The sequence below is a fragment of the Bradyrhizobium sp. CCBAU 21365 genome (genome assembly GCF_015291305.1).
Lineage (GTDB): Bacteria > Pseudomonadota > Alphaproteobacteria > Rhizobiales > Xanthobacteraceae > Bradyrhizobium > Bradyrhizobium elkanii.
Map to the genome: position 1 here is coordinate 3083190 of NZ_CP030036.1, position 22559 is coordinate 3105748.

Annotated in this window: 19 protein-coding genes; 12 read left to right on the forward strand and 7 right to left on the reverse strand. The window is 65.9% G+C overall.

Annotated features, from left to right (window positions below; translation table 11 throughout):
* Nucleotides 1-29: 29 nt before the first annotated feature.
* The 4 genes from XI02_RS14175 to XI02_RS14190 all read left to right on the forward strand — a co-directional run bounded on the left by XI02_RS14175 (nucleotide 30) and on the right by XI02_RS14190 (nucleotide 4786).
* Nucleotides 30-1124 carry an LLM class flavin-dependent oxidoreductase gene (locus XI02_RS14175; RefSeq protein ID WP_172648314.1) on the forward strand — a complete coding sequence of 365 codons (1095 nt, stop codon included), beginning with the start codon at nucleotides 30-32 and terminating at the stop codon, nucleotides 1122-1124.
* The gene (locus XI02_RS14180; RefSeq protein WP_172648313.1) at nucleotides 1121-2062 is read left to right on the forward strand and encodes an ABC transporter substrate-binding protein; all 942 of its coding nucleotides are present in this window, start codon (nucleotides 1121-1123) and stop codon (nucleotides 2060-2062) included. The genes XI02_RS14175 and XI02_RS14180 overlap by 4 nt, the downstream gene beginning before the upstream one ends.
* A gap of 378 nt (nucleotides 2063-2440) precedes the next feature.
* Nucleotides 2441-3286, forward strand: a complete 846-nt coding sequence (locus XI02_RS14185; protein ID WP_016843130.1) for a CmcJ/NvfI family oxidoreductase — start codon at nucleotides 2441-2443, stop codon at nucleotides 3284-3286.
* A 264-nt stretch (nucleotides 3287-3550) separates the two neighbouring features.
* Nucleotides 3551-4786 (forward strand): MFS transporter, encoded by a 1236-nt coding sequence (locus tag XI02_RS14190; RefSeq protein WP_172649207.1) that lies wholly within the window; start codon nucleotides 3551-3553, stop codon nucleotides 4784-4786.
* 114 nt (nucleotides 4787-4900) lie between these two features.
* On the opposite strand, the gene XI02_RS14195 is transcribed toward XI02_RS14190, so the two are convergent.
* Genes XI02_RS14195 through XI02_RS14210 form a run of 4 tightly spaced genes read right to left on the reverse strand, consistent with a single transcriptional unit; the run spans nucleotide 4901 to nucleotide 8123 of the window.
* Nucleotides 4901-5665 (reverse strand): anti-sigma factor, encoded by a 765-nt coding sequence (locus tag XI02_RS14195; protein ID WP_172648312.1) that lies wholly within the window; start codon nucleotides 5663-5665, stop codon nucleotides 4901-4903.
* Nucleotides 5662-6189: an RNA polymerase sigma factor gene (locus XI02_RS14200; protein ID WP_172648311.1), complete on the reverse strand. Its 528-nt coding sequence runs from the start codon at nucleotides 6187-6189 to the stop codon at nucleotides 5662-5664. The genes XI02_RS14195 and XI02_RS14200 overlap by 4 nt, the downstream gene beginning before the upstream one ends.
* Nucleotides 6186-7643: a YncE family protein gene (locus XI02_RS14205; protein WP_172648310.1), complete on the reverse strand. Its 1458-nt coding sequence runs from the start codon at nucleotides 7641-7643 to the stop codon at nucleotides 6186-6188. The genes XI02_RS14200 and XI02_RS14205 overlap by 4 nt, the downstream gene beginning before the upstream one ends.
* Nucleotides 7644-7655: 12 nt before the next feature.
* Complete coding sequence (locus XI02_RS14210) at nucleotides 7656-8123, reverse strand: DUF305 domain-containing protein (RefSeq protein ID WP_018270414.1); 468 nt, start codon at nucleotides 8121-8123, stop codon at nucleotides 7656-7658.
* 277 nt (nucleotides 8124-8400) lie between these two features.
* Between XI02_RS14210 and XI02_RS14215 the strand changes: the two genes are divergently transcribed.
* The 3 genes from XI02_RS14215 to XI02_RS14225 all read left to right on the forward strand — a co-directional run bounded on the left by XI02_RS14215 (nucleotide 8401) and on the right by XI02_RS14225 (nucleotide 13651).
* Nucleotides 8401-10053, forward strand: a complete 1653-nt coding sequence (locus tag XI02_RS14215; RefSeq protein WP_172648309.1) for a hydantoinase B/oxoprolinase family protein — start codon at nucleotides 8401-8403, stop codon at nucleotides 10051-10053.
* A 7-nt stretch (nucleotides 10054-10060) separates the two neighbouring features.
* Entirely contained in the window at nucleotides 10061-12100 is a 2040-nt protein-coding gene (locus XI02_RS14220; protein ID WP_172648308.1) for a hydantoinase/oxoprolinase family protein, read from the forward strand.
* A gap of 318 nt (nucleotides 12101-12418) precedes the next feature.
* Nucleotides 12419-13651: an ABC transporter substrate-binding protein gene (locus tag XI02_RS14225; RefSeq protein ID WP_026192454.1), complete on the forward strand. Its 1233-nt coding sequence runs from the start codon at nucleotides 12419-12421 to the stop codon at nucleotides 13649-13651.
* Between the two features lie 144 nt (nucleotides 13652-13795).
* Here XI02_RS14225 and XI02_RS14230 read toward each other — a convergent pair whose 3' ends face one another.
* Together XI02_RS14230 and XI02_RS14235 are read right to left on the reverse strand one after the other, a co-directional pair.
* Nucleotides 13796-15010: a mandelate racemase/muconate lactonizing enzyme family protein gene (locus XI02_RS14230; RefSeq protein ID WP_038379391.1), complete on the reverse strand. Its 1215-nt coding sequence runs from the start codon at nucleotides 15008-15010 to the stop codon at nucleotides 13796-13798.
* A gap of 272 nt (nucleotides 15011-15282) precedes the next feature.
* Nucleotides 15283-16518 carry an amidohydrolase family protein gene (locus XI02_RS14235; RefSeq protein ID WP_172648307.1) on the reverse strand — a complete coding sequence of 412 codons (1236 nt, stop codon included), beginning with the start codon at nucleotides 16516-16518 and terminating at the stop codon, nucleotides 15283-15285.
* 152 nt (nucleotides 16519-16670) lie between these two features.
* On the opposite strand from XI02_RS14235, the gene XI02_RS14240 reads away from it, so the two are divergent.
* On the forward strand, nucleotides 16671-17090 hold the full coding sequence (locus XI02_RS14240) for a membrane protein (RefSeq protein ID WP_018270419.1): 420 nt from the start codon (nucleotides 16671-16673) through the stop codon (nucleotides 17088-17090).
* 133 nt (nucleotides 17091-17223) lie between these two features.
* On the opposite strand, the gene XI02_RS14245 is transcribed toward XI02_RS14240, so the two are convergent.
* The gene (locus XI02_RS14245) at nucleotides 17224-17982 is read right to left on the reverse strand and encodes a GntR family transcriptional regulator (protein ID WP_172648306.1); all 759 of its coding nucleotides are present in this window, start codon (nucleotides 17980-17982) and stop codon (nucleotides 17224-17226) included.
* A 201-nt stretch (nucleotides 17983-18183) separates the two neighbouring features.
* Here XI02_RS14245 and XI02_RS14250 point away from each other — a divergent pair, with 201 nt between their 5' ends.
* From XI02_RS14250 to XI02_RS14265, 4 genes are all read left to right on the forward strand, one after another.
* Nucleotides 18184-19038, forward strand: a complete 855-nt coding sequence (locus XI02_RS14250; RefSeq protein ID WP_244980720.1) for an ABC transporter ATP-binding protein — start codon at nucleotides 18184-18186, stop codon at nucleotides 19036-19038.
* Nucleotides 19039-19040: 2 nt separating this feature from the next.
* Nucleotides 19041-19817, forward strand: a complete 777-nt coding sequence (locus XI02_RS14255) for an ABC transporter permease (RefSeq protein WP_050425957.1) — start codon at nucleotides 19041-19043, stop codon at nucleotides 19815-19817.
* Between the two features lie 44 nt (nucleotides 19818-19861).
* Nucleotides 19862-20887 (forward strand): ABC transporter substrate-binding protein, encoded by a 1026-nt coding sequence (locus XI02_RS14260; protein WP_026192455.1) that lies wholly within the window; start codon nucleotides 19862-19864, stop codon nucleotides 20885-20887.
* Between the two features lie 188 nt (nucleotides 20888-21075).
* A complete protein-coding gene (locus XI02_RS14265) occupies nucleotides 21076-22518 on the forward strand; it encodes an amidohydrolase family protein (protein WP_172648304.1) in 1443 nt (480 codons plus the stop codon).
* Nucleotides 22519-22559 lie beyond the last annotated feature (41 nt).

Sequence of the window (22559 nt, forward strand, 5' to 3'; positions counted from 1 at the left end):
AACAGCCAACAACAACGGAGTAGTCAGTCATGCCGGTCGAGTTCATCGGCTTCATCACCAACAACAATGCCTCCGAGACCATCGTCCGCGCCGGCCCGGTACTCGATCCGCCCTATATCGAGACGGTGGCCAAGGCCCATGAGCTCGCCGGCTTCGATCGCGCGCTGCTGGCGTTCCACTCCACCACGCCGGATGCGTTGCAGGTCGCGCAGCATGTCCTGACCATCACCAAGCAGCTCAAGGTGATGATCGCGCAGCGCCCGGGCTTTACCGCGCCGACGCTGCTGGCGCGCCAGCTCGCGACGCTGGATCAATTCTATGGCGGCCGCGTCTCGCTGCACGTCATCACCGGCGGCAATGCCATCGAGCTGCGCCAGGACGGCAACACGCTCGACGACAAGGACGAGCGCTACGCCCGCAGCAGCGAATTCCTCGACGTGGTGCGGCTGGAATGGACCAGCGAGAAGCCGTTCAACTACAGCGGCAAGTATTACAACGTCGAGAACGGCTTCTCGCAGGTGAAGCCGTTGCAGAAGGGCGGCATCTACACCTTCGTCGGCGGCGGCTCGGACGCCGCGGTCGAGGTCGCCGGCAAGCACGCCGATACTTTCGCGCTGTGGGGCGAGTCCTACGCGCAGGTGCGCGACGTCACCGCGCGGGTGCGCGCGGCAGCGGCCAGGCACGGAAGGCCGACGCCGCGCTTCAGCCTGTCGGTGCGGCCGATCCTCGCCGACACCGAGGAGAAGGCGTGGGCGAAGGCGGAGCACATCCTCGAGCGCGCCACCGCGCTGCAGGACCAGACCGGCTATCGCCGTCCCAACCACGCGACCGACGGCGCCAAGCGGCTGCTGGCACTCGCCGATCAGGGCACGCGCATCGACAAGCGGCTGTGGACCGAGATCGCCAAACTGACGGGCGCCAACAGCAACACCACGGCGCTGGTCGGCACACCGGAGCAGGTCGCCGAGGTATTCGGCGATTATTACGATCTCGGCGTCAGCCACTTCCTGATCCGCGGCTTCGATCCGCTGGTCGATGCGATCGATTATGGCCGGGCGTTGATACCGCTGACCCGCAAGCTGATCGACGCGCGCGACCAGCAGCGGGGGATTGCCGCCGAATGATCCGTCTCATTGTTGCGGCAGCGCTCGCGCTCGCCGCCGTCGATGGCGCCGCCGCGCAGACCACATTGCGCGTCGGCGACCAGAAGGGCAATTCGCAGGCCGTGATGGAAGCGGCCGGTGTGCTCAAGGACGTCCCCTACAGGATCGAGTGGAAGGAGTTCGCCGCGGCGGCGCCGCTGCTGGAGGCGCTCGGGGCGGGCGCGATCGACACCGGCCTGGTCGGCGACGCCCCGTTCACCTTTGCGGCCGCCGCCAAAATTCCGGTCAAGGCGATCGCGGCGGTGCGGCAGTCGCGCGACGGGCTCGCGGTCGTGGTGCCGGAGAATTCCGCGATCAAGAGCTTCGACGATTTGCGCGGCAAGAAGATCGCGACCGGCCGCGGCTCGATCGGCCATCAGCTGATCCTGGCGGCGCTGGAATCGAAGGGCTGGCAGGCGAGCGACGTGCAGATCGTGTTTCTCGCGCCGTCGGACGCGAAGGTCGCCTACACGCAAGGCGCGGTCGACGCCTGGTCGACCTGGGAACCCTATGTCAGCCAGGAAGAGGTGCTGTTCAAGTCGCGCCGCGTCATCACGGCGGACGGCATCACGCCCGGCCTCGGCTTCCAGGTCGCAACGCCCGATGCGATCAAGGGCAAGCGCGCCGAGCTCGAGGATTTCGTGCGACGGTTGGCGGCCGCGCGCGCCTGGTCGCAGAACAATGTCGAGGGCTACGCCGCGACCTGGGGCAGGCTGATGAACATCCCGCCCGTGGTGCCGCTCAATTGGCTGACGCGGGCCAAGATCCGCATCGCGCCGATTGACGACAGCGTGGTGGCCGACGAGCAGAAAACCATCGACCTCTACGACCGCTGGGGCCTGATCAGGCAGAAGATCAACGCCGCCGACATCGTCGACCGGTCGTTTGGCGCGGCCGTGGAGAAGGGCGCGGGGCTCTAGGCATTGCGCGTGATCACGCGCAACATGCGACGGACCCTTTCCCGTCACCCTGAGGAGCCGCGAAGCGGCGTCTCGAAGGGGCGACGGCCACGAGCGGGGCCACGCATCCTTTGAGGCTCGCTGCGCTCGCACCTCAGGATGACGTGGAGCAATGTCTTCCGCCGTTTCGCTACGCACCCACTCCCCGTGAGCAGATGCCTCCGCTAACGAACCCGTGATCTCAAAAACATCCATTCGTCCGCGGGCTGCCGCGCGGCAAGGATTTTCCCCGTTTGGCACATTCCAAAACCGCAACGTTGCTATTTTCGCCGCGGCCTTGCCACTGCGCCCGGCGCCGCCAAGATCTAAAGCACGAACAATCGAGTCCGGGAGATCACCATGGGCCTTCAACAAACTCGCATCGAGTCGCTGCCGTTTGTGACCGCTGAACTGAATTATCTCGCGCCGACGCCGGGCAAGCCCCGGACCTACGCCTTCGATCCGCCGCCCGGCGAGCCCAAATCCACCGCGCTGCCCGAAGCCCACAACGTTCCGATCTTTGACGGGCGGCTGATATCAGACAGCTTCTCGCTCGACCGCGAGGGCTTTGCGCTGGTCAAGCATCCGACCAGCGTCAAGGACTATTACGACGACAACGAAGTCCGCAACGTCTACTACCCCGCCGTCGAAGCCTTCCTGAAGGCGACGCTGAAGGCGGATCGTGTTTTCATCTTCGATCACACCGTGCGCAAGCGCGTCGAGGGTGCAGCGGATATTCGCGGCGGCGGACCGCGCCAGCCCGCGACCCGCGTCCATGTCGACCAGACTGCCGCCTCGGGCCGCAACCGGGTATTCGAGCACCTGCCCGACGAGGCCGAGCAACTCGTCAAGGGCCGCGTCCAGGTGATCAATCTGTGGCGCCCGATCCGCGGTCCGTTGCGCGACTCACCGCTTGCGATGGCCGACGGCACGACAGTGGCGCCGGAGGATCTGATTGCCTCCGACCTGATCTATCCGAACCGCAGCGGCGAGACCTATTCGGTGAAGTACAATCCGAACCACCGCTGGTTCTACATTCCCGAGATGACGCCGGACGAGGCGATCCTGCTGAAATGCTACGACTCGGCGACCGACGGCCGCACGCGGTTCGGGCCGCACACGGCGTTTGTCGATCCCACCACGCCCGCGGACGCCGCGCCGCGCGAGAGCATCGAGCTGCGCACGCTGGTGTTCCATAGGCAGTAGGACGAAGAACGTTACCGCGTCATAGGTGCGCTCCCTCTCCCGCTTGCGGGGGAGGGTCGGGGTGGGGGCTCTCGCCGCGAGTCGTATCGTGGAGAGAGCCCCCACCCGGATCGCATCATTCGATGCGATCCGGCCTCCCCCGCAAGCGGGAGAGGCGAAGACGATGGGCGCGAAATCGCGCTGCCCCTCAAACTTGGCACCATCCGCCCAATAATGTTACGCCCGTCGCCAAACCGCTCGGGGAAGAGGCGATTCGTGGACGGCGTGGTGACGAAGGAAGAGGCGGGGATCGGGTTCCGCGCCCTGGTGCTTGCACTTCTGGCATTGGCCTCCGGCCACATGCTGTCGACGCTGCTGCGGACCATCCCGGCGATCAGCCTCGATCTGATGGCGTCGGATTTCGGCACCTCGCCGCAGGCGCTGGCGAGCCTCACCTCGATCTATCATTTCTCCTTCGCCGCCTCGCAAATCCCGGTCGGCGCCGCGATGGATCGTTTCGGGGTGCGGCCGGTGTCGCTGAGCCTGCTCGCCGGGACCGTGATCGGAACGCTGGTCTCGGCGCTCGCCACGGGGCCCGCGAGCTTCGTGCTAGGCCAGCTGATGCTCGGCGTCGCCACATCGGGCATGCTGATGTGCCCGATGACGCTCGCGGCCAAGCAGATGTCGGCGGCGAAGTTCGGCCTGTGGTCCGGCCTGATCCTCTCGATCGGCAATATCGGGATGCTGCTGTCGGCAAGCCCGCTGGCCTTCGTGGTCGATCAGTTCGGCTGGCGCGCCGGTTTCTGGGTTTCGGCCGGCTTCGGCATTGTGGTGCTGATCGCGGTGTTCGCGCTGGTGCCGCGGCAGCCCGCCGCGCATGCGGATGATTCCTCGCCGCTGCACCAGATGGCCGAGGTGCTCCGGCTCGGCCTGTCGCGTGGCCTGCGCGGCCTGATCGCGCTGTCGCTGGTGTCGCTCGGCGCCTCGCTGACCTTGCGCGGCTTGTGGGGCGGGCCGTGGCTGATGGACGAGAAAGGGCTGAGCCGGATCGAGGCCGGCAATGTGCTCGGCCTGTTCACGCTGGCGATGATCGTCGGCCCGGCTTGCATCGGCGCGTTCGATCGCAAGTTCGGGCACCGCCGCGCCATGGTGGCGGTGACGCACGCCATCGCCGCGCTGCTGCTCGTCCTGATGGCGGCCGGTGCACCGCATTTCCCGGTCTCGAACCTGTTCGGCGTCGCCGTGATGCCGACGCAATATGACCTGGTGCTGTTGATCCTGATCGGGCTCGCGACGTCGGCGCAGCCGCTGATCTATGGCATGACGCGGCAGCTCGTCGCGGCCCAGAACACCGGCAAGGCGCTGTCGTCGGTGAACCTCGCGTTCTTCCTCGGCGCGGCGCTGCTGCAATCGAGTACCGCCGGCGTCGCCGCGCTGTTCGGGTTGCCCGCGGTGCTGCTGTTCATCGCCGGCGCGCTGGTGATCGGGATCGTGCTGTTCCTGATTTACACCAGGCCCTAAAGCGCGATGAGATTGGGTTGAATCGTCATCGCGCCTTAGCTCTTTGTTTGAGCATGATCTTTTCGGAAAACCGCTTCGCACTTTTCCGGATCATGCTTTAGCGCGCCGTTCCGATCAGATCGTCTGCGCCTGCTTGCGAATCTCGTTGGCAAGCGGCCGCAGGGAATCCACTCCGCGTGGCCCTACGAGGCTATAGCCCGTGCCGCCGTCGGCCCAGGAGAAACCCGCGATATCGTCCCCCGAATGAGCGGCCATCGGCGCGTTCCGGTCTGACGTCATCGGGCGGGTGAGAACCACAAGCCGCTCGCCGCGATCGTCGTCGTACATGAACATGGCCGCAGGACCATGTGCGGTCGGCACTACCCGTCCGCCCATCAAACGATATCCCGACTTGGTGAGATCCGGCAGCTTGACCGGTTGACGCAACCTGCTGGAGACCCATTGCACAAGCTCGGTGCTGTCACGCAGCTCCACCGGCCTTGTGTGATCGGAGGCGTACACCTTGTAGGAATCGCTTGCCTCCTCAGCGAGCGCTGCGAGCCCGCCGGCTGGCGCAAGCGTTGCGCCACGGATCATCCATCCGCCGAGGCCACCGATCGAGAGCATCAGCATCGCCGCGATGGCCCAGCGCAACGACGAAGGACGACGGCGCGGGCTCTCGATCATCCTGGCGAGGTTGAGCCGCGGCGGCAGCGGCTCCTCGGCGATCGGCAGCAGCGCCGATCGCAAAAGATTACGCTCATCGGAGTAGGCGGCGATGCGTTTGGCCACGTCCGGATGCTTGTCCAGATAGGCTCGGACTTCGGCCTCGCGTTCCGGTTCGAGCGCGCGATCGACATAGGCGTGCAGATCGTCTTCTGTAATGGGTCGGTTGCTCATGTCTTGTTCCGCAATTGCACGACATTATGATCCAGGTCGCCGGGCGTCCCTTCCAGTTCGTGATGCAGCCGCTCGCGGGCGCGCGCGAGGCGTGACATCACCGTGCCAATGGGCACGCCAAGCACCTTCGCGGCATCGGCGTAGGACAAATCCTCGACGCCGATGAGCAGCAGCACTGCACGCTGGTCATGCGGAAGCTTGGCAAGCTTCGCCATGACGTCGCGATACATGACCTTGTGCTCCTGCGCCGCTTCCTGACCGAACGAATCCTCGTTGGTTTCGTCGATCGCGACATGAACGCCGCGCACCGTTGCGCGGCGAAACTGGTTGATGGCGAGATTATGCAGGATCGCGAACAGCCACGGGCGCGGATTGTCCGACCGCCGCTGCTCCCAGTGGATGACGGCGCGTTCCAGGCAATCCTGCACCAGGTCGTCGGCCGCCGCGTGGTCGCGGACCAGGGCCCGCGCATACCGCCGCAAGGCGGGTATCAGCGGCTCGACCAGGTGCAGCATGTCGCTCATGGCGCTTGTACCTGCACGACCGCGCCGAGTTTCGCCGGTTCGCCGGATGCGATGACGAGGTAACGCCGCTCGGTCCTGGCCGCGCTCTGCACGATCTGCCGGATCGGGCCGGCCGCGTTGACGATCGCGGAGCCGGCCGGATTGGTCATGAAGGCTGCCAGCGGCTCCACCATGCCGCCGCCGTCGGCGTGTTCGGCCAATCCCAGCACGTAGCGCTGCTTCGGCTCGAGCCCGGTCACGGAAGCCTGCAGCACCTGGATCAGCCCCTGATCGAACAGCGAGACGCTGGTCGGCGGCTTCTCGCCCTTGGCTTCCTTTTTCGGTGCGAGCGCGAGGTGAGCGGCCTGGCCGGCGACGCCGAGACCTTGCAGGTTCTGGCGGTCATCCGGATTTGGCGCGGCGTTCGGCACATACGCAATAGCCTGCGGCGCCTGGCCGATCGGGATGTTGGCGATCACCTTGTTGGTCGCGGTGTCGATCGCGGCCAGCGCGTCGGCATTTTCGAGACCGACATAGATCCGCGTGCCGTCGCCGGACGGCCAGACGCCGTGCGGCAGATTGCCGACGGGGATGGTCGCGACTTGCGAGAAATCATCGGTTCGAAACACCTTGACCTCGTTGGTGCCGCCGATGGTCACATAGGCGAAGGTCCCCTTTGAGGTCCTGGCGAAATTGACGTGGTTGGTGATCGGGCCGGTGTCGATGGTCTTGATCGGGTTGAACGGCGGCTTGGCGTTGAACACCTGCGTCCGGCCGACATCCTTCAGCGTGAACCACACTTGGTCGCCATCCGGGGTCGCCGCGATGTTCGGGCAGAACGGGCTCTCCTGCTTCACTTTCGCGACGATCTGATGGTCTGCGACCGAGACCACGTCAGTCTCCGGATTGAACGACGAACAGATGTAGCCGTACTTGCCGTCGGGCGAGAAGATCTGCATGCCGGGTCCCGCGGGAACCTCGATGCGTGTCGTTTCCTTGAAGCTCTGCGCGTCGATGACCGAGATGTAGTTCTCGCCGCGCACGGTGACCCAGACTTCCTTGCCGTCGGGCGTGAAGAACGCCTCGTGCGGCGACCGCCCGATATAGGTGACGTGCTTGACCGAGTTGGTCGCCGTGTCGATGAAGCTCACCGAGTTCGAGCCGATCGAGACCACGGCGAGCGTGCGGTGGTCGGGCGAATAGCCCATGCCGTGGACCAGCACCTGGCCCTTGTAGAGCGGACTGAAATTGCCCGGCTGCGGGTCGCCGAGCCGGATCACGCCGAGCAACTTGTTGTCGACCGGGTCGGTGACCGACACCGTGTTCGAGAACTGCTCGGCGGCGTAGACGCGGTCGTGATGGCTGATCGGAATGTCGGGCGCAGATGCAGCGCCCGGCGCCTGGCCGGCGAAGGCGGAACTCGACATCGCCAGCACGGTCGTGGCCAGCAGGCTTTTCAGGATATGACGGTTCATCGCTCCAAACTCCTAGTTCTTCATTCCGTGGGACATGTTCATATGATCGTGAGCGGCGGCGGGCGCCGGGCCCGGCTGCGTCGGGGCGGGCGCGGACGCCGTGACCGGATCGCCGATCGCGAGCTTCATGGCGTCGATCTCCTGCCGTTGCTCGACGATGATTTCCTGCGCGATCCGGCGCAGCTGCTCGTTCTTGCCGTAGCGGAGTTCGATCACCGCCATGTCGATCGCGCCTTGATGATGCGGCGCCATCATCGCGACGAAGTCGCGATCGATATCGCCGCTCGGCTTGGCCGCCATGTCGTTCATCATCTTGGTCATCGCCGCATCGTTTTCGGCGAGGAAGGCGCTCTCTTCGGCCGTCTGTGCGCTCTGGGCCGGATGATGGTCGTCATGCGCGAACGCAGCCGCGGCGGCGACGGCGAGCAGCGCAGCCGCGGCGAGCGGCGCGAGGCCGGGTCTGAGGAATCGAGGAAGCATTGCGTCACCCTGGGAGTTGTCGGGGAAGCCCGAGCGGTCCGGCCTCGGCATTGGGCCTCGGGGCCGGCTTGCATGGGTGGGACGCAGCAGCGCGAGTTCTATTCCGTCGCCAGGTCGCTTCCTGTCGATCACGACTTGCTGATCGACGGAATGGTCCGGTCCGGCCGAACCGGCCCGATTTGCGAACGGCGAGCCGCTGGCTATAAGAGGAAATCCGGTCCCGATCGACCGGTTCCCGGTCCTCTCTGCGCAATCCCATGCGCCCACAAGGGCAAAAATGTCCGCCAAGATCGATCCGATCACCCGCTCCGTCGTCCAGCACCGCCTGTCGTCGATCGTGAAGGAGATGGGCGAAGCGATGCTTCGCACTTCCTATTCGCAGATCCTCAATTCCAGCCGCGATTTTTCGCTGGCGATTTGCGACACCAACGGGCGGCTGATCGCGCAGGCCGACCACATTCCGGTTCATGTCGGCGCCTTGCCCTGGGCGACGCTCGCGGTCGAGGAGCGCTTCAAGGATGTCGCGCCCGGCGACGTCATCCTGCTCAACGATCCCTATCAGGGCGGCAGCCATCTGCCCGATCTCACCGCCTTCGTGCCGGTATTCGACGGGGGAAAAAGGCTGCTCTGGACCATCGTGCGCGCGCATCAGAGCGACATCGGCGGCGCCACCCACGGCGCCTACAATCCGGCCGCCACCGAGATCTATCAGGAAGGCATTCGCATTCCGCCGATCAAGCTCTACGAGGCCGGCAAGCCGCGCGAGGACCTGCTCGATCTGCTGGCTTTGAACATCCGCAACCCCCGTGAATTCCGCGGCGACCTCGCGGCGATGCTCGGAGCCGCGCATCTCGGTGAACGCCGCGTCTCCAAACTGTTCAGCGAGTTCGGCGCGGAGACGGTCGAAGCCGCGATCGAGGCGATCTTGGACGCGACCGAGCAGCAGACCCGCGCCGTGGTGTCCGCCTGGAAGGACGGCGTATTCTACGGCGAGGCGCTGCTCGACGATGACGGCCACGGCCGCACCGACATCAAGATCGCCGCCAAGGTGACGAAGAAGGGCAGTGACATCGAGGTCGATCTCACCGGTTCCGATCCGCAGTCGACCAGCTTCGTCAATTCCTCACATGCCAACATGCAGGCCGCGGTCGCGATGGCCTTCGCCTATCTGATCGACGCCGACATTCCCAAGAACACCGGCGCGCTGCGGCCGCTGAAAGTGGTGGCGAAGCAGGGCACGATTGTCTGGGCCGATCCCGGCCGTCCCGTCACTTTGTGCACCAGCCATCCCTCCAACGAGATCGTCGAAGCCATCATCAAGGCGATGTCGGCGTCCTGTCCGGATCGCGTGATGGGCGGGTGGGGCCGCCGCTTCCGCATCGCGATCCAGGGCGAGGACCCGCGCAACGGACGGAATTTCATCTGGCACATGTTCCAGGCGCGGCCCGGCGGCGGCGCATCGCCGGGCGGCGACGGCTATTCGTCGATCGGCGAATGGCACTCGGTCGGCGGGCTCAAATTCGGCAGCATCGAGGTTGCCGAAGTGCGCTTCCCCCTGCATTTCCGCCAGCACGAATTCCGGCCGGACTCCGGCGGCGACGGCCAGCATCGCGGCGGGCTCGGCGTGGCGCTCGACATGGTGCTGGAGACGCAAAAGCCGGCCAAGGGCAACACCGCCGGCGACGGTGCGCGCCACGGCCCCTGCGGCATGCTCGGCGGCAAAGACGGCAAGCCGCACCACTACCGGCTGCTCTCGGAAGGACGCGAGCCGCGCGTCCTGAAGACGAAAGAAGTCGGCATCGAGCTGCGCCCCGGCGACTGCCTCGAGATCCGCTCCTCCGGCGGCGGCGGCTGGGGGCCACCCGAGAAGCGCTCGGCGGAAGCGCGGGCGCGCGACCTTGCGCAAGGTTTGGTTTCGAAAGCGGTGTAGGGCAGCGATGTATACGATTGGGGTCGACGTCGGCGGCACTTATACCGACCTGGTTGCAACTGACAAAACCGGGCGCACGGTTTTTGCGAAATCGCCGTCCACGCCGGCCGATCAGTCGATCGGCGTCATGGCGGGATTGGAAGAGCTGGCGCGCCGCCTCGGCGTGACGCGTGCGGCGATGCTCGCCGCGACCGATCGCCTGGTGCACGGCACGACGGTCGCGACCAATGCGCTGCTCGAGCGCAAGGGCGCCAAAGTTGCGCTGCTGACCACCGAAGGCCACCGCGATGTCGTCGAGATGCGCGAAGGGCTGAAGCCGGACCGCTACGATCTGCGCACGCCGCCGCCGGAGCCGCTGGTGCCGCGCGAGCGCCGCTTTGGCGTGCGCGAGCGGCTGAAGGCCGACGGCAGCGCCGCGGTTGCGCTCGATGCCGCAGCGCTCGGCGATGTCCTCGCCGAGGTGAAACGTTCGGGTGCGAATTCGGTCGCGGTCTGCTTCCTGCACGCCTATCTCAACCCGGCGCATGAGCTCGCCGCCGTCGAGCGGCTGGCGAAGGAGCTGCCCGACGTCAGCGTGTCGCGTTCGAGCGATGTGCTGCCGCAGATCAAGGAATATGAGCGCGTCTCGACCACCATCGTGAACGCCTATGTCGCGCCGACGGTGCGGCGCTATCTCACCAATCTGGAGCGCAGCCTCGCGGAAGCCGGCTTTGCGGGCTCGCTGTTCGTCGTGCTGTCGCATGGCGGCATGGCGCCGGTGGAGGAAGCCTCGCGGCTCGCCGCGGGCACCGTGCTGTCGGGGCCGGCCGGCGGCATCTCCGGCAGCCGCCGCTGCGCGGATCTTCTCGGAATTCCCGATCTCGTGCCGTTCGACATGGGCGGAACCTCGACCGACATCTCGCTGATCGCAGATGGCCAGGCCTCGCTGTCGGCCGACGGCATGCTCGCCGGCCAGCGCATTGCGCTGCGCAGCCTCGATATCGCCAGCATCGCCGCCGGCGGCGGCTCGATTGCGAGCGTCGACGGCGGCCGCACGCTGCGGGTCGGGCCGGAGAGCGCGGGCTCGGTGCCGGGGCCGGCCTGCTACGGCAATGGCGGCACGGCCGCCACCGTCACCGATGCCAATGTCGTGCTCGGCTATCTCGATGCCGCGGCCTTCATGGGCGGTGCGCGGCCGCTCGACCGTGCGGCGTCGGAAGCGGCGGTGGACCGGATCGCCGCAGCGCTCGAGCTGTCGCGGATCGAGGCTGCCGCCGGCATCTACAAGATGATCAATCTGAAGATGGCCGACGGCATCCGTCTGATGACGCTGCGCCGCGGCGTCGATCCCCGCAAATTCGCGCTGCTCAGCTTCGGCGGCGCCGCCGGCATGCACGCCGCCGAAGTCGCGCGCGAACTCGAGATCAAGCGCATCATCGTGCCGACGGTCGCATCCGTCCTATCGGCCTGGGGCATGCTGACCAGCGATCTGCGCTACGAGGTCAGCCGCACCCATTACGGCACGGGCCGGATTTCCGCCGATGAGGTGAGGGCGCTGTTCGCCGGGCTGGAGGCGCAGGCCGCCGGCCGGCTGCGCGACTGGTTCAAGGGCGACATCGCCATCGAGCGCTCGGCCGAGATGCGCTACGGCGAGCAGGTGTTCGAGATCGACGTCCCGCTCGGCGAGCTCGATCTCGGCGCCGCCGACCTGGTGGCGCAGATCGAGGAGCGCTTCCATCGCCGCCACGAGGAGCTCTACACCTATGCCTCGCGCGGCCAGGAGGTGGTGTTCGTCAACGCCCGCGTCGCCGCGGTCGGCAAGGTGGCGCGCGGCAGCAGTGATGCCGGAAAGGCCAGCTCGGCTGCGCCCTGCGCGCCGCGCGGCAAGCGGCAGGCCTGGTTCGGTGCATGGCGCGAGGTGCCGGTCTACGCGCTCGACGATCTCAAGCCAGGCCAAGCGCTGGCCGGTCCTGCGATCATTGAGGCCGAAACCACGACCGTCCTGGTCGACAGCGGCGACCGCGTCGCCGTCAACCCGCTCGGCTGGCTCGACATAACATTGCGCTGATCGCCAAGTCGGAACTGCGCTCCCTCTCCCGCTTGCGGGCAGAGCTATCGCATGTGCGCGGCCTTGTGCCGGGCATCCACGTCTTGGTTTCCGCGCGAAAAAGACGTGGATGGCCGGGACAAGCCCGGCCATGACGATGTGGAAATAGCGCCGCCAAGCTTTTCGCTGCCATATGCGATTGCCCTGCGCTTGCGGGGGGAGGTGAAAGAAGGCCTGCCTTCGCCATCAACATTTCATTTTTCCGGCATTGGCTTGGGCGATAAACTCCGCTCGCTCGGGAGGAGCGCCGGCCAGCCGCCGGCGTTTGTGGCGATGTTGATGCAAACAAAAAGACAAACTGCGCTTTCGATATCCCTCGTCCTCGCAGCTGTCCTCGCGGCGGCGCCGTTGCGCGCGCAGCAGGCGCAGACGGCGGCCGGCAACGAGATCCGCATCGGCAACGTCATGCCCTACACCGGGCCGCTGGCCGCGTTCGCGACCATCGGGCGGGCGGAGGCGGCCTATTTCGACATGGTCAACGAGCATGGCGGCATCAACGGCCGCAAGGTCAGGTTCGTCTCGGTCGATGACAGCTCCAATCCGAAGACCGCGATGGAGCAGACCCGCGATCTCGTCGAGAAGCAGGACGTGCTGTTGATGTTCGGCTCGTTCGGCACACCGAGCAATCTCGCGGTCCGGAAGTACCTCAACGAGAACAAGGTGCCGCAGCTGTTCGTCGCCTCCGGCGACGAGGCGTGGGCGCATCCTGTGACCTTTCCCTGGACCATGGGCTGGCAGCCGACCTTCCGCGCCGAGGGGCGGATCTACGCCAATTACATCCAGGCGGCCTATCCCTCGCGCAAGATCGCAGTGCTCTGGCAGAACGATCAGTTCGGCCGCGACCTGTTCAAGGGATTGCAGGAAGGGCTCGGCGACACCGCCGGCATGATCGTCGCCGATCTCGCCTTCGATGCGTCGGAGACCGCGATCCAGAACCAGATCGGAATTTTGAAGAACTCCGGCGCTGACATCCTGGTGTTCGACGGCGCGCCGGCGATCGCGGCGCGCGCGATCCGCGTCGCCGCCGACCTCGACTGGCATCCGGTGTTCATCCTCGACAACGCGTCGGCCTCGATCGCCAGCGCGCTGCGGCCGGCAGGCCTGCAGAATTCGCTGGGCGTGATCTCGACCTCGTTCCTCAAGGATGCCGGCGATGCGTCCTGGAAGGACGATCCGCAGATCAAGGCGTGGCTCGCCTTCATGGACAAGTATTATCCTGACGGCGACAAGGACGACATCTACGCCGTGTTCGGCTACGCCGCTGCGGATACGCTGATGCAGGTGCTGCGTCAGTGCGGCGACGATTTGTCGCGCGAGAACATCATGCGGCAGGCCGCGTCGCTGAAGGACTACCAGAGCCCGATCGCGCTGCCCGGGATCGTGATCAACACCGGACCGAAGGACTTCCGCCCGATCAAGCAGATGCGGCTGGTGCAGTTCGACGGCAATGCCTGGCAGCCGATCGGCGACGTGATCGACAGCGCGTTCACGGCGGTGCGCGAGGATAATTGAGGGCACCCTACTCTACGACCGTCACCCTGAGGAGGCCGCGCAGCGGCCGTCTCGAAGGGCGAACGGCCCGACTGTGGCCGTGCATCCTTCGAGACGCGGCGAAGGCGCCGCTCCTCAGGATGACGGGTCTGGCAGTTTGACGGCCTACTTCTTCAATCCATAATTCAACAGCCCGCCCTTGTTCTTCGGCGGATGCGCGCGCAGGCCTTCCTCGTTCGGCTCGGTGCCCCAGCCCGGCCGATCCGGGATCACGAGATGGCCGTCGACGAATTCAGGCACGTGGGTGAACAGCTCGTGGTCCCAGGCCAGCCGATCGATGTCGGTCTCCATGATGCGCAGGTTCGGCACCGCGGCGCAGAAATGCGCGTTCATCATGGTGCAGAGGTGGCCGTAGAAATTATGCGGCGCGACGTTGACCTCGAAATGCTCGGCGGCGGCGGCGATCTTCATCGACTGCCAGACCCCGTTCCACGGCGTGTCGATGATCGCGACGTCCATCGCCTGCTCGGTGAAATAGGGCAGGAACTCGCGCAGGCCCAGCAGCGTCTCGCAGGACGAGATCGGGTGCGGGCTCTGGCGGCGGATATAGCCGAGCGCCTGCGGGTTGAAGGTGTCGATCTCGACCCAGAACATGTCCATCTTCTCGATGGCGCGCAGGATTTTCAGATAGCCCTCGGTCTTGGCGTTGAAGTTGAGGTCGAGCAAAAGATCAACATCCGGCCCTGCGCCGTCGCGGATCGCCTCCAGATGCATGCACAGATTGCGCAGCACAGTGCGGTCGATGTTGATCTCGGGCTGGAACGGCGAGCCGAAGCCGGGGCGCCAGCCTTGCGGCTTGCCGTCGGTGTAGACGAAGATGTTGGTCTTCATCGCCGTGAATTTCTTCTCGCGCACCTCGGCCCCGATCGCCTTGACGCCGTCGAGATCGGTGATGGCCGGCTTGTACCAGTCGGGATGATTGATGCGCCAGGTCGCGCAATGCGACCAGTACACCCGCACCCGGTCGCGGATCTTGCCGCCGAGCAGGTCGTAGCAGGGCACGCCGAGCGCCTTGGCCTTGACGTCGAGCAGCGCGTTCTCGATCGCGCCTAGCGCCAGCGCCACCACGCCGCCGGCGGCAGGGCGCGTCGCGGCGAACAGCTCGGCATAGATCCGCTCGTGCTCAAACGCGTTCTTGCCGACAACCCGCGCCGACAGCCGCTCGATCGCCGCCGTCACGCCGGGCGCGCCGAAGCCCTCGTCATATTCGCTCCAGCCGACCAGCCCGTCCGTCGTCGTCACCTTGACGAAGTGATAATTCCGCCAGCCGGCATCGCAGGCGAGCGTTTCGACGCTTTTGATTATGGTGGATTTGCTCATGGTTTCCTGCCCGGCTGTTTGTTGGTATTGGGGACGTTCAACAACGGATCGGCGAGGGCGTCAATTCGCGCCAGGGCAAGGCGACAATGCGCGCAGGTTGGTGCTGTGGCACATCGGCGCCAGTGCTCGACCGTCACCCTGAGGAGCGCGCTCTCGCGCGCGTCTCGAAGGGCGACGGCCCGGCTCCTTCCGCGCGGATCTCATGGGGCCGTGCATCCTTCGAGGCTCGCAAGAGCTCGCACCTCAGGATGACGGGGAGGGAGTGTTCGGGTCTACGGCCGGAACAGCGTCGGGCGCTGGCGTTCGAAGGTCTTGCGGCCGCGCTTGAAGCCCATCAGCACGTCGGGCAGCTCGGCGATCGCGTTGGTTCCGCTGTCGGTATCGAGCACGACGATGTCGGCGGGATTGCCGACCGCGATGCCGTAATCCTTGAGGTTCATCAGCCGCGCCGGCAGGTCGGTGACGAGATCGAGGCAGGCGTCGAACTCGCCGATCCCGGCATGCGCCGCATTGGCGTAGAGATTGGCCATCCGCAGCAGCGACGCATCGCCGAACGGCGTGAAGGGATTTTGCACATTGTTGGTCGCGACCGAGCACAGCACGCGATCGGCGACGAGCCGGTGCGCGGCGGTCAGCCCGCGCGGCGCGTTATGGGTGGCGTCGCGTCCCATCAGATAGAGGTCGGTCGCGGGCAGCACGGTGACCGCGACACCGGCCTCGGCGAGGCGTGTGCTCGCTGCCTTCAGACGCTCGGGTGGCAGCGCGGAGAGCTTGGTCGCGTGCCCGATGGCGACGCGCCCGTGATAGTTGCGCCGCTCGGTCTGCCGGCAGACCTCCTCCATGTGCCACCAGGAGGGATCGAGGTCGAAATCGAGATGCAGGTCGACATCGACGTCGAACTCCTGCGCGAGGTCGAAGATGCGCGCGATATGCGCGTTCGGGTCGCTGTCGACATAGGGGCAGCCGCCGACCGCCTCTGCACCGTCGTTGAGCGCCGCGACCAAGAGCGCGTCGGCGCCGGGATCGTTGATCAGGCCCTCCTGCGGGAAGACACAAAGCGAGAGGTCGAGCGCCCAGGCATAGTCGCGTTTCAAGGCCTTTACCGCCTCGAAGCCGCGCAGCCCGATCCGCGGGTCGATCTCGACATGCGTCCGCATCCGCGTGGTGCCCGCCGTGATCGCGCGCTCGATCACTTTTGAGCCGCGCGCATAGACATCCTCGACCGTGAAGTCGCGCTTCATCGCCGACACCGCGCGGATCGCCTCGCTGAGGCTGGCGTGATCGTGGCCGCAGCGGCCGAGCAGGCAGGCCTTGTCGAGATGGATATGGGTGTCGACGAAGCCGGGCAACGCCAGCCGGCCGTTGAGGTCGACTTCGACCGCCTCGCACACGAGGCGCGGCGCGATCGCGGCGATCCTGCCGCCGGCGATGCCGATATCGACCGCGGCGGCGGAGCTGCGCGTCACGGCATTGCGGAAGACGAGGTCAAAGGCAGGTTTCGCGATCATCGGCGAGCAAACATCAGGATGGTTTCAGCCTAGCGGAGGGGTGGGGATCCGGCAGCACCAGATTGTGTGCAGTTTTATGGTTCGATTGTCTAAAAAATATGCATACACTTTGGCGGCCAGATTGTAGAGTCCTGATTATCTCCGGAGGCCCCATGTCCGCACCAGCCAAAGCCGATGCCCGCCCCATGTCCGACGCAGAGATCGTCGAGGCCTATTTGACGGCGTCGATGATTCCCGATCCGGATGCGGCCGCGGCCTATATGAAGCCGGGCACGGTGATCACCTTCACCGGCGGGCGCGAATTCGACCATCCGCGCGGGCCGACTGCCTTCAATGCGAAGCGCTATCGCTGGGTGAAGAAGAAGATGGACCGCTTCGATGTCTGCCCTGGCACGGACGAGACCGTCGTCTACAGCGTCGGCACGCTCTACGGCGAATGGACCGACGGCACGCCGTTCGAAGGCAACCGCTATGTCGACCGCTTCGTGGTGCGGGGCGGGCAGATCGTCAAGATGGACGTCTGGAACGACAGCGCCGAGCGGATTTTGGTGCGGCGGGGGATCGAGGCGTAGGGGAAGCAACCTTGTATCCCCGTCATCATGAGGAGCGCGTAGCGCGTCTCGAAGGATGCACGGCCCGACCGGTGGCCGTCGATCCTTCGAGACGGCCGCGTTGCGGCCTCCTCAGGATGACGGTGATGGAGCGTCAGCGCCGCGCCGCCTTCGGCAGCTTCACCACCTTTTCGCCGGTTGCCTCGTCGGCATAGGGGGCCAGAATGTCCAGCAGGTCGCGCCCGCGCTGCGGGCTCGGCGCGACCAGCGCACGGTTCGCCACGGAATCCAGATGGCTGTGCATCAGCCCCATCACCTTGTCGACGTCGCCTTTCGCCAGCGCGGCGATGATCGCGCGGTGCTCGTTGATCGCGCATTCCGACGAATGCGGCCGGCTGTAGAGCGACAGCGTCAGGCAGCAGCGGTAGGCGACCTCGCTGACATAGCGCACCAGGATAGGGCTGCTGGTCATGTGGGCAAGCAGGATGTGGAATTCGGTGGCGAGCCGGATCGACACCGCGTCGGTGCCGTCGCGGGCCCGATCCTCGGCGTCGACATGGGCGGTGAGCTCGGCGATCTGCGCCTTGGTCAGCTTGCCCGCGAGCTGCCGCACCACCAGCCGCTCGAGCTCGATGCGGACATCGAAGGCGTCGCGCGCCTCCTGCCAGCTCGGCGTCGCCACCACGGCAATGCGGTTGCGGCGCAGCTCGACGAGGCCTTCCGCCGCCAATTGCCCGAGCGCATGCCGTGCGATGGTGCGGCTGACGCCGAAGCGCTCGCCGAGCGAATCCTCGGGCAGCTTGGCGCCGGGCTCCAGCGCCTGCTCGATGATCGCGCGCCGCAGCGCGCGGCAGATCACGCTGACCTTGTCTGACGATTCAGCCGTCTTGCTGCTGTCGGCCCGCCCCGCCATTGCCGCGAATCCCTCTCGAAGGTGCTTCGAACGCCTCTTTATCATACCGCCAAAGCAATCGGGCGCTCGAATTGCATGCAGTTTGAGCCGCGGATTGCCCAAAAGGAATCCGGCCTCTGAGGCGCGGAGCGCGTGATCCCCTTGATTTTCAACGCGGCCGCCGCTGGCATCTGGCTTGCATGCACTTTGCTCGTGATGCGCATGCAACCAAACTCCGAATTTGCCGGCGAGCCGATGGCCGCCGGATCCGCGCCGACCGCGATCGAGCTGTCGGACGCCTCTGTGACCTTCGGCCGCGGCGCCCGCGCCGTGCCGGCGCTGTCGACAACCACGCTGCGGATCGCCGACGGCGAGTTCGTCGCGCTGGTCGGCCCGTCCGGCTGCGGCAAGTCCACCATCCTGCGGCTGGTTTCCGGCCTGGCGCGGCCGACCACCGGCGTCGTCATCGTCGGCGGCCGCGAGGTTGCGGCGCGCGCGATGCGGGTCGGCATGGCGTTCCAGAACCCGACCATGCTGCCGTGGATGACGATCGAAAAGAACATCATGCTGCCGCTGAAGATCGTCAAGCCGTTCCGCTCGCAATTCCGCAAGCTGCGCAAGACCGAGTTCCGCGACAAGGCCAATGCGCTGCTCGAGCAGGTCGGGCTGAAGGGCTTTGGCGGCCGCTATCCCTGGCAGCTCTCCGGCGGCATGCTCCAGCGCGCCAATCTGTGCCGCGCGCTGATTCACGAGCCGCGCATGCTGCTGCTCGACGAGCCGTTCGGCGCGCTCGACCAGTTCACCCGCGAGGAGCTGTGGGGAATCCTTCAGCAGCTCTGGATGACCCACAGGCCGACCGTGCTGCTGGTCACCCATGATCTGCGCGAGGCCGGCTTCCTCGCCAGCCGCATCTGCGTGATGAGCGCGCGGCCCGGCCGCATCCTCGACGACTCCAGGGTCGATTTCGCCCGTCCGCGTACCGTGGCGATGACCTTCGAGCCGGATTTCGTCGCGCTTAACCAGAAGCTGCGCGCCTTCATTGTCGATGCGCGCACCGCCGCGCGAGAGGGAGTCTGACCATGTCCGTGTCAGATATCAGGCAGAAGGCCTGGTCCGCGGCGCTGATCGTGCTGTTCTTCGTCGCCTGGGAGCTGTTCTGCCTGATGACGGGGATGTCGGACCTCGTGTTGCCGCGGCCGTCGCAGATCTTCGTCACGCTGTTCGAGAAATTCCCGATCCTGTGGCCGCACATCGTGCAGACCCTGGTCACCACCATGATCGGCTTCGTGCTCGGCGTGGCGCTCGGCGTCGCGCTCGGTGCCGTGATCGGGGTGTCAAAAACCGCCTACGACACCTGTTATCCGCTGCTGGTCGGCTTCTCGTCGATCCCGAAGGTCGCCGTGGTGCCGATCTTCGTGTTGTGGTTCGGCTCCGGCACCGTGCCGGCGGTGTTGACCTCGCTGTCGATCTGCTTCTTCCCGATCGTCGTCAACATCGCCACCGGCCTCGCCACCACCGAGCCCGAGCTCGAGGATGTGCTGAAGGCGCTCGGCGCCAGCAAGTTCGACATCCTGTGGAATGTCGGCCTGCCGCGAACGATGCCGTTCTTCTTCGCCTCGCTGAAGGTCGCGGTCTCCTACGCCTTCGTGGGCGCGGTGCTGTCGGAAACCGTCGCCTCGAACCGCGGCATCGGCAACGTCATGATGACCGCGTCCTCCAATTTCAACGTGCCGCTGGTGTTCGCCGGGCTGTTCGTGCTCGCCGGCCTCGGCGTCGCACTCTACGTCCTGTTCTCGCTGATCGAGGGTCAGGTCACCGGCTGGGCGACACGCAAGGACAATGTCATCGCCACTTGAGACACTTCGTCGACCGTCAAGCAATGAAGCTTAAGGAGATCTCGATGCTGAGAAAAGTAAGCGCCGCGCTGTTGGGATTGGCCCTGATCGCCGGTCCTGCGCGCGCCGAGGACACCACCATCAAGTTCACGCTGGGCTGGAAGACGCAAGGCTCGGACGCCGCGTTCTTCTACGCCAAGGACAACGGCTACTTCAAAGAGGAGGGCCTCAACGTCGTGATCGACCAGGGCGAGGGCTCCGGCGCGACCGTGACGCGCATCATGTCGGGCGCCTATGACGCCGGCTTCGGCGACGTCAACGCGATCATCCAGAACGCCGCGACCAAGCCGCAGGATGCGCCGGTCATGGTCTACATGATGTGGAACCAGCCGCCATTCGCGATCGTCGCCAAGAACTCGAGCGGCATCAAGACGATCAAGGATTTCGAGGGCCACACGCTCGGCGGCGCGCAGGGCACGCCGACCACGCGGCTATTGCCGGTGTTCGTGCACAAGAACGGGCTCGACGGCGAGAAGATCAAGGTCTCCAACATGGCGCCGAATCTGCAGGAGCCGATGCTGATCAAGGGCGACATCGACGCCGCGCTGGTGTTCAACATCACGAGCTATTTCAATTTGGTGCTGAACCGCCAGGATCCCGACAAGGACTTCAAATGGTTCTCGTTCGGCGATTACGGGCTCGACCTCTATTCCAACGGCGTGATGGTCTCGCGCAAGCTGATCGCGTCGAACCCGAAGGCGGTGGCCGGCCTCGTCCGCGCTATCAACAGGGGCGCGATCGCGGTCGCCAAGGACCAGAACGCGGCCATGAAGGCGGCGCTGAACTATGACAATCTGATCAATGTCGATGTCGAGAAGCGCCGGCTGCAATATTCCTTCGAGAAGCTGATCGTCTCGCCGGAGATGAAGGACATCGGCATCGGCGACGTCAGGGACGACCGCATGGCCCGCGCCATCGGCTTCATCGTCGAAGGCTACCAGCTCGCCCGCACGCCGGCCCCGGCCGAAGTGTTCTCGCGGGAATTCCTGCCGCCGCGCGCAGAGAGGGAGTTGGTGTATACGGCGAATTGATTGAGCGAGGCCGAGCTCCGGCCGCATCGGAGGTTTGCTCCCTCTCCCGCTTGCGGGGGAGGGCCGGGGTGGGGCTCTATCCACGAGTCGTATTGTGGTGAGAGCCCCCACCCGGATCGCATCTCCGATGCGATCCGACCTCCCCCGCAAGCGGGAGAGGTGAAGCAGGCCGTAATGAGAGGATGACCATGACAGCAGACGTCACGGCAACCCGTCTGTTCTGCGGTGCTGACCACGGCATCCGCAACCACGCCGTGCTCCGTCACGCCGACGGCGTCATCACCGATATCTCCGAAGCCGCGAGCCCGGCGAAAGGCTCGCGTTCCTTCGTCCTCCCCGCTTTCGTCAACGCCCACGACCACGCCCGTCCGCGCGCGTCGAGCTTCGGCGCGATCGGCATGCCGCTGGAGAGCTGGCTCCTGCGCACGGTGGTCGGCACGCCGGTCGATCCCTATCTCTCCGCGGCTTCGGCGTTTGCCCGCGCAGCGCAGGCCGGCTGCGCCGCGATGATGGTGCACTACACCCGCCCGAGCGGCACCATGCCGCTGGTCGAGGAGGCCAGGGCGATCGCGCGCGCCGCCGCCGATGTCGGCATCCGCATCGCCTTTGCGATCGCCGTGCGCGACCAGAACCCGATCGTCTATGGCGACAGCGAAGCGGTGCTGTCAGGTCTTCCGGCCCACGACCGCAAGACGATCGAGGATCTCTTCGTTCGCGCCCCGATGTCGCCGCAGGCCTATATCGAGCTGACCGACGCCATCGCGGCGGCGATCGGCGGGCCGAAGATTGATGTGCAGCTCGGGCCGGCCGGGGTGCAGTGGTGCTCGAAGCCGCTGCTGCAGGCGGTCGCGGAGAACTCGGCGCAGACCGGCCGCCGCATTCACATGCATCTGCTCGAGACCATCTACCAGCGCGCCTGGGCCGATCGGCATTTTCCCGGCGGCATCGTCCGCTATCTCCGCGACATCGGCTTCCTCTCGGAGCGGCTGACGCTCGCGCATTGCATCCACGCTCGGCCCGACGAGCTCGAGATGATCGCGGCGTCGGGCGCGCGCATCGTCACCAATTTTTCCTCCAACCTGCATCTGCGCTCCGGGCTCGCGCCGATCGCCGCGGCGCACGCCTGCGGTTGCGGGATTGCGGTCGGCGTCGATGGCCTGGCGCTCGATGAGGATGACGACGTGCTGCGCGAGATGCGGCTGGTGCAGATGATGCACGGCGGCCTCGGCTTCAAGCGCACCTGGACAGCTCAGGAGTTCTTCGCGCTCGCGATCCGCAACGGCCGCCGTGCCACCGGCGCGCCCGGAGCCGGCGAGCTCGCGGTCGGTGCGCCGGCCGATTTCGTCGGCATCGATCTCGACCGCCTCGAGCGTGATCAGATTCTCGATGCCGATCCGCTCGACCTCCTGTTCGCACGCGGCAATGCGTCGCTGATCTCAGAGCTTGTGGTCGATGGTCGCACCGTCGCCAAGGCCGGCCGGTGCCTCGGTGTTGACTTTCCCGCCATTGAGCAGGAACTGCGTAACATCGCCCGTGCGAGCGCGGCCACATACGCGCATGTCTTGCGCGCATGGCCGCGATTGTCGAACTCAGTGCAACACTGGTTCGAAGCGCAACTCACCTGCAATTAGCTGCACAAGCCTCGCTTCGCGCTGAGCAGCAATTTCGGTCA

What these genes read in the sequence shown, in the direction of transcription:
- XI02_RS14175 (WP_172648314.1), top strand. Translation starts at nt 30, where the DNA reads ATGCCGGTCGAGTTCATCGGCTTCATCACCAACAACAATGCCTCCGAG.
- XI02_RS14180 (WP_172648313.1), top strand. Translation starts at nt 1,121, where the DNA reads ATGATCCGTCTCATTGTTGCGGCAGCGCTCGCGCTCGCCGCCGTCGAT.
- XI02_RS14185 (WP_016843130.1), top strand. Translation starts at nt 2,441, where the DNA reads ATGGGCCTTCAACAAACTCGCATCGAGTCGCTGCCGTTTGTGACCGCT.
- XI02_RS14195 (WP_172648312.1), bottom strand. Translation starts at nt 5,665, where the DNA reads ATGAGCAACCGACCCATTACAGAAGACGATCTGCACGCCTATGTCGAT.
- XI02_RS14200 (WP_172648311.1), bottom strand. Translation starts at nt 6,189, where the DNA reads ATGAGCGACATGCTGCACCTGGTCGAGCCGCTGATACCCGCCTTGCGG.
- XI02_RS14205 (WP_172648310.1), bottom strand. Translation starts at nt 7,643, where the DNA reads ATGAACCGTCATATCCTGAAAAGCCTGCTGGCCACGACCGTGCTGGCG.
- XI02_RS14210 (WP_018270414.1), bottom strand. Translation starts at nt 8,123, where the DNA reads ATGCTTCCTCGATTCCTCAGACCCGGCCTCGCGCCGCTCGCCGCGGCT.
- XI02_RS14215 (WP_172648309.1), top strand. Translation starts at nt 8,401, where the DNA reads ATGTCCGCCAAGATCGATCCGATCACCCGCTCCGTCGTCCAGCACCGC.
- XI02_RS14220 (WP_172648308.1), top strand. Translation starts at nt 10,061, where the DNA reads ATGTATACGATTGGGGTCGACGTCGGCGGCACTTATACCGACCTGGTT.
- XI02_RS14225 (WP_026192454.1), top strand. Translation starts at nt 12,419, where the DNA reads ATGCAAACAAAAAGACAAACTGCGCTTTCGATATCCCTCGTCCTCGCA.
- XI02_RS14230 (WP_038379391.1), bottom strand. Translation starts at nt 15,010, where the DNA reads ATGAGCAAATCCACCATAATCAAAAGCGTCGAAACGCTCGCCTGCGAT.
- XI02_RS14235 (WP_172648307.1), bottom strand. Translation starts at nt 16,518, where the DNA reads ATGATCGCGAAACCTGCCTTTGACCTCGTCTTCCGCAATGCCGTGACG.
- XI02_RS14240 (WP_018270419.1), top strand. Translation starts at nt 16,671, where the DNA reads ATGTCCGCACCAGCCAAAGCCGATGCCCGCCCCATGTCCGACGCAGAG.
- XI02_RS14245 (WP_172648306.1), bottom strand. Translation starts at nt 17,982, where the DNA reads ATGGCGGGGCGGGCCGACAGCAGCAAGACGGCTGAATCGTCAGACAAG.
- XI02_RS14250 (WP_244980720.1), top strand. Translation starts at nt 18,184, where the DNA reads ATGCAACCAAACTCCGAATTTGCCGGCGAGCCGATGGCCGCCGGATCC.
- XI02_RS14255 (WP_050425957.1), top strand. Translation starts at nt 19,041, where the DNA reads ATGTCCGTGTCAGATATCAGGCAGAAGGCCTGGTCCGCGGCGCTGATC.
- XI02_RS14260 (WP_026192455.1), top strand. Translation starts at nt 19,862, where the DNA reads ATGCTGAGAAAAGTAAGCGCCGCGCTGTTGGGATTGGCCCTGATCGCC.
- XI02_RS14265 (WP_172648304.1), top strand. Translation starts at nt 21,076, where the DNA reads ATGACAGCAGACGTCACGGCAACCCGTCTGTTCTGCGGTGCTGACCAC.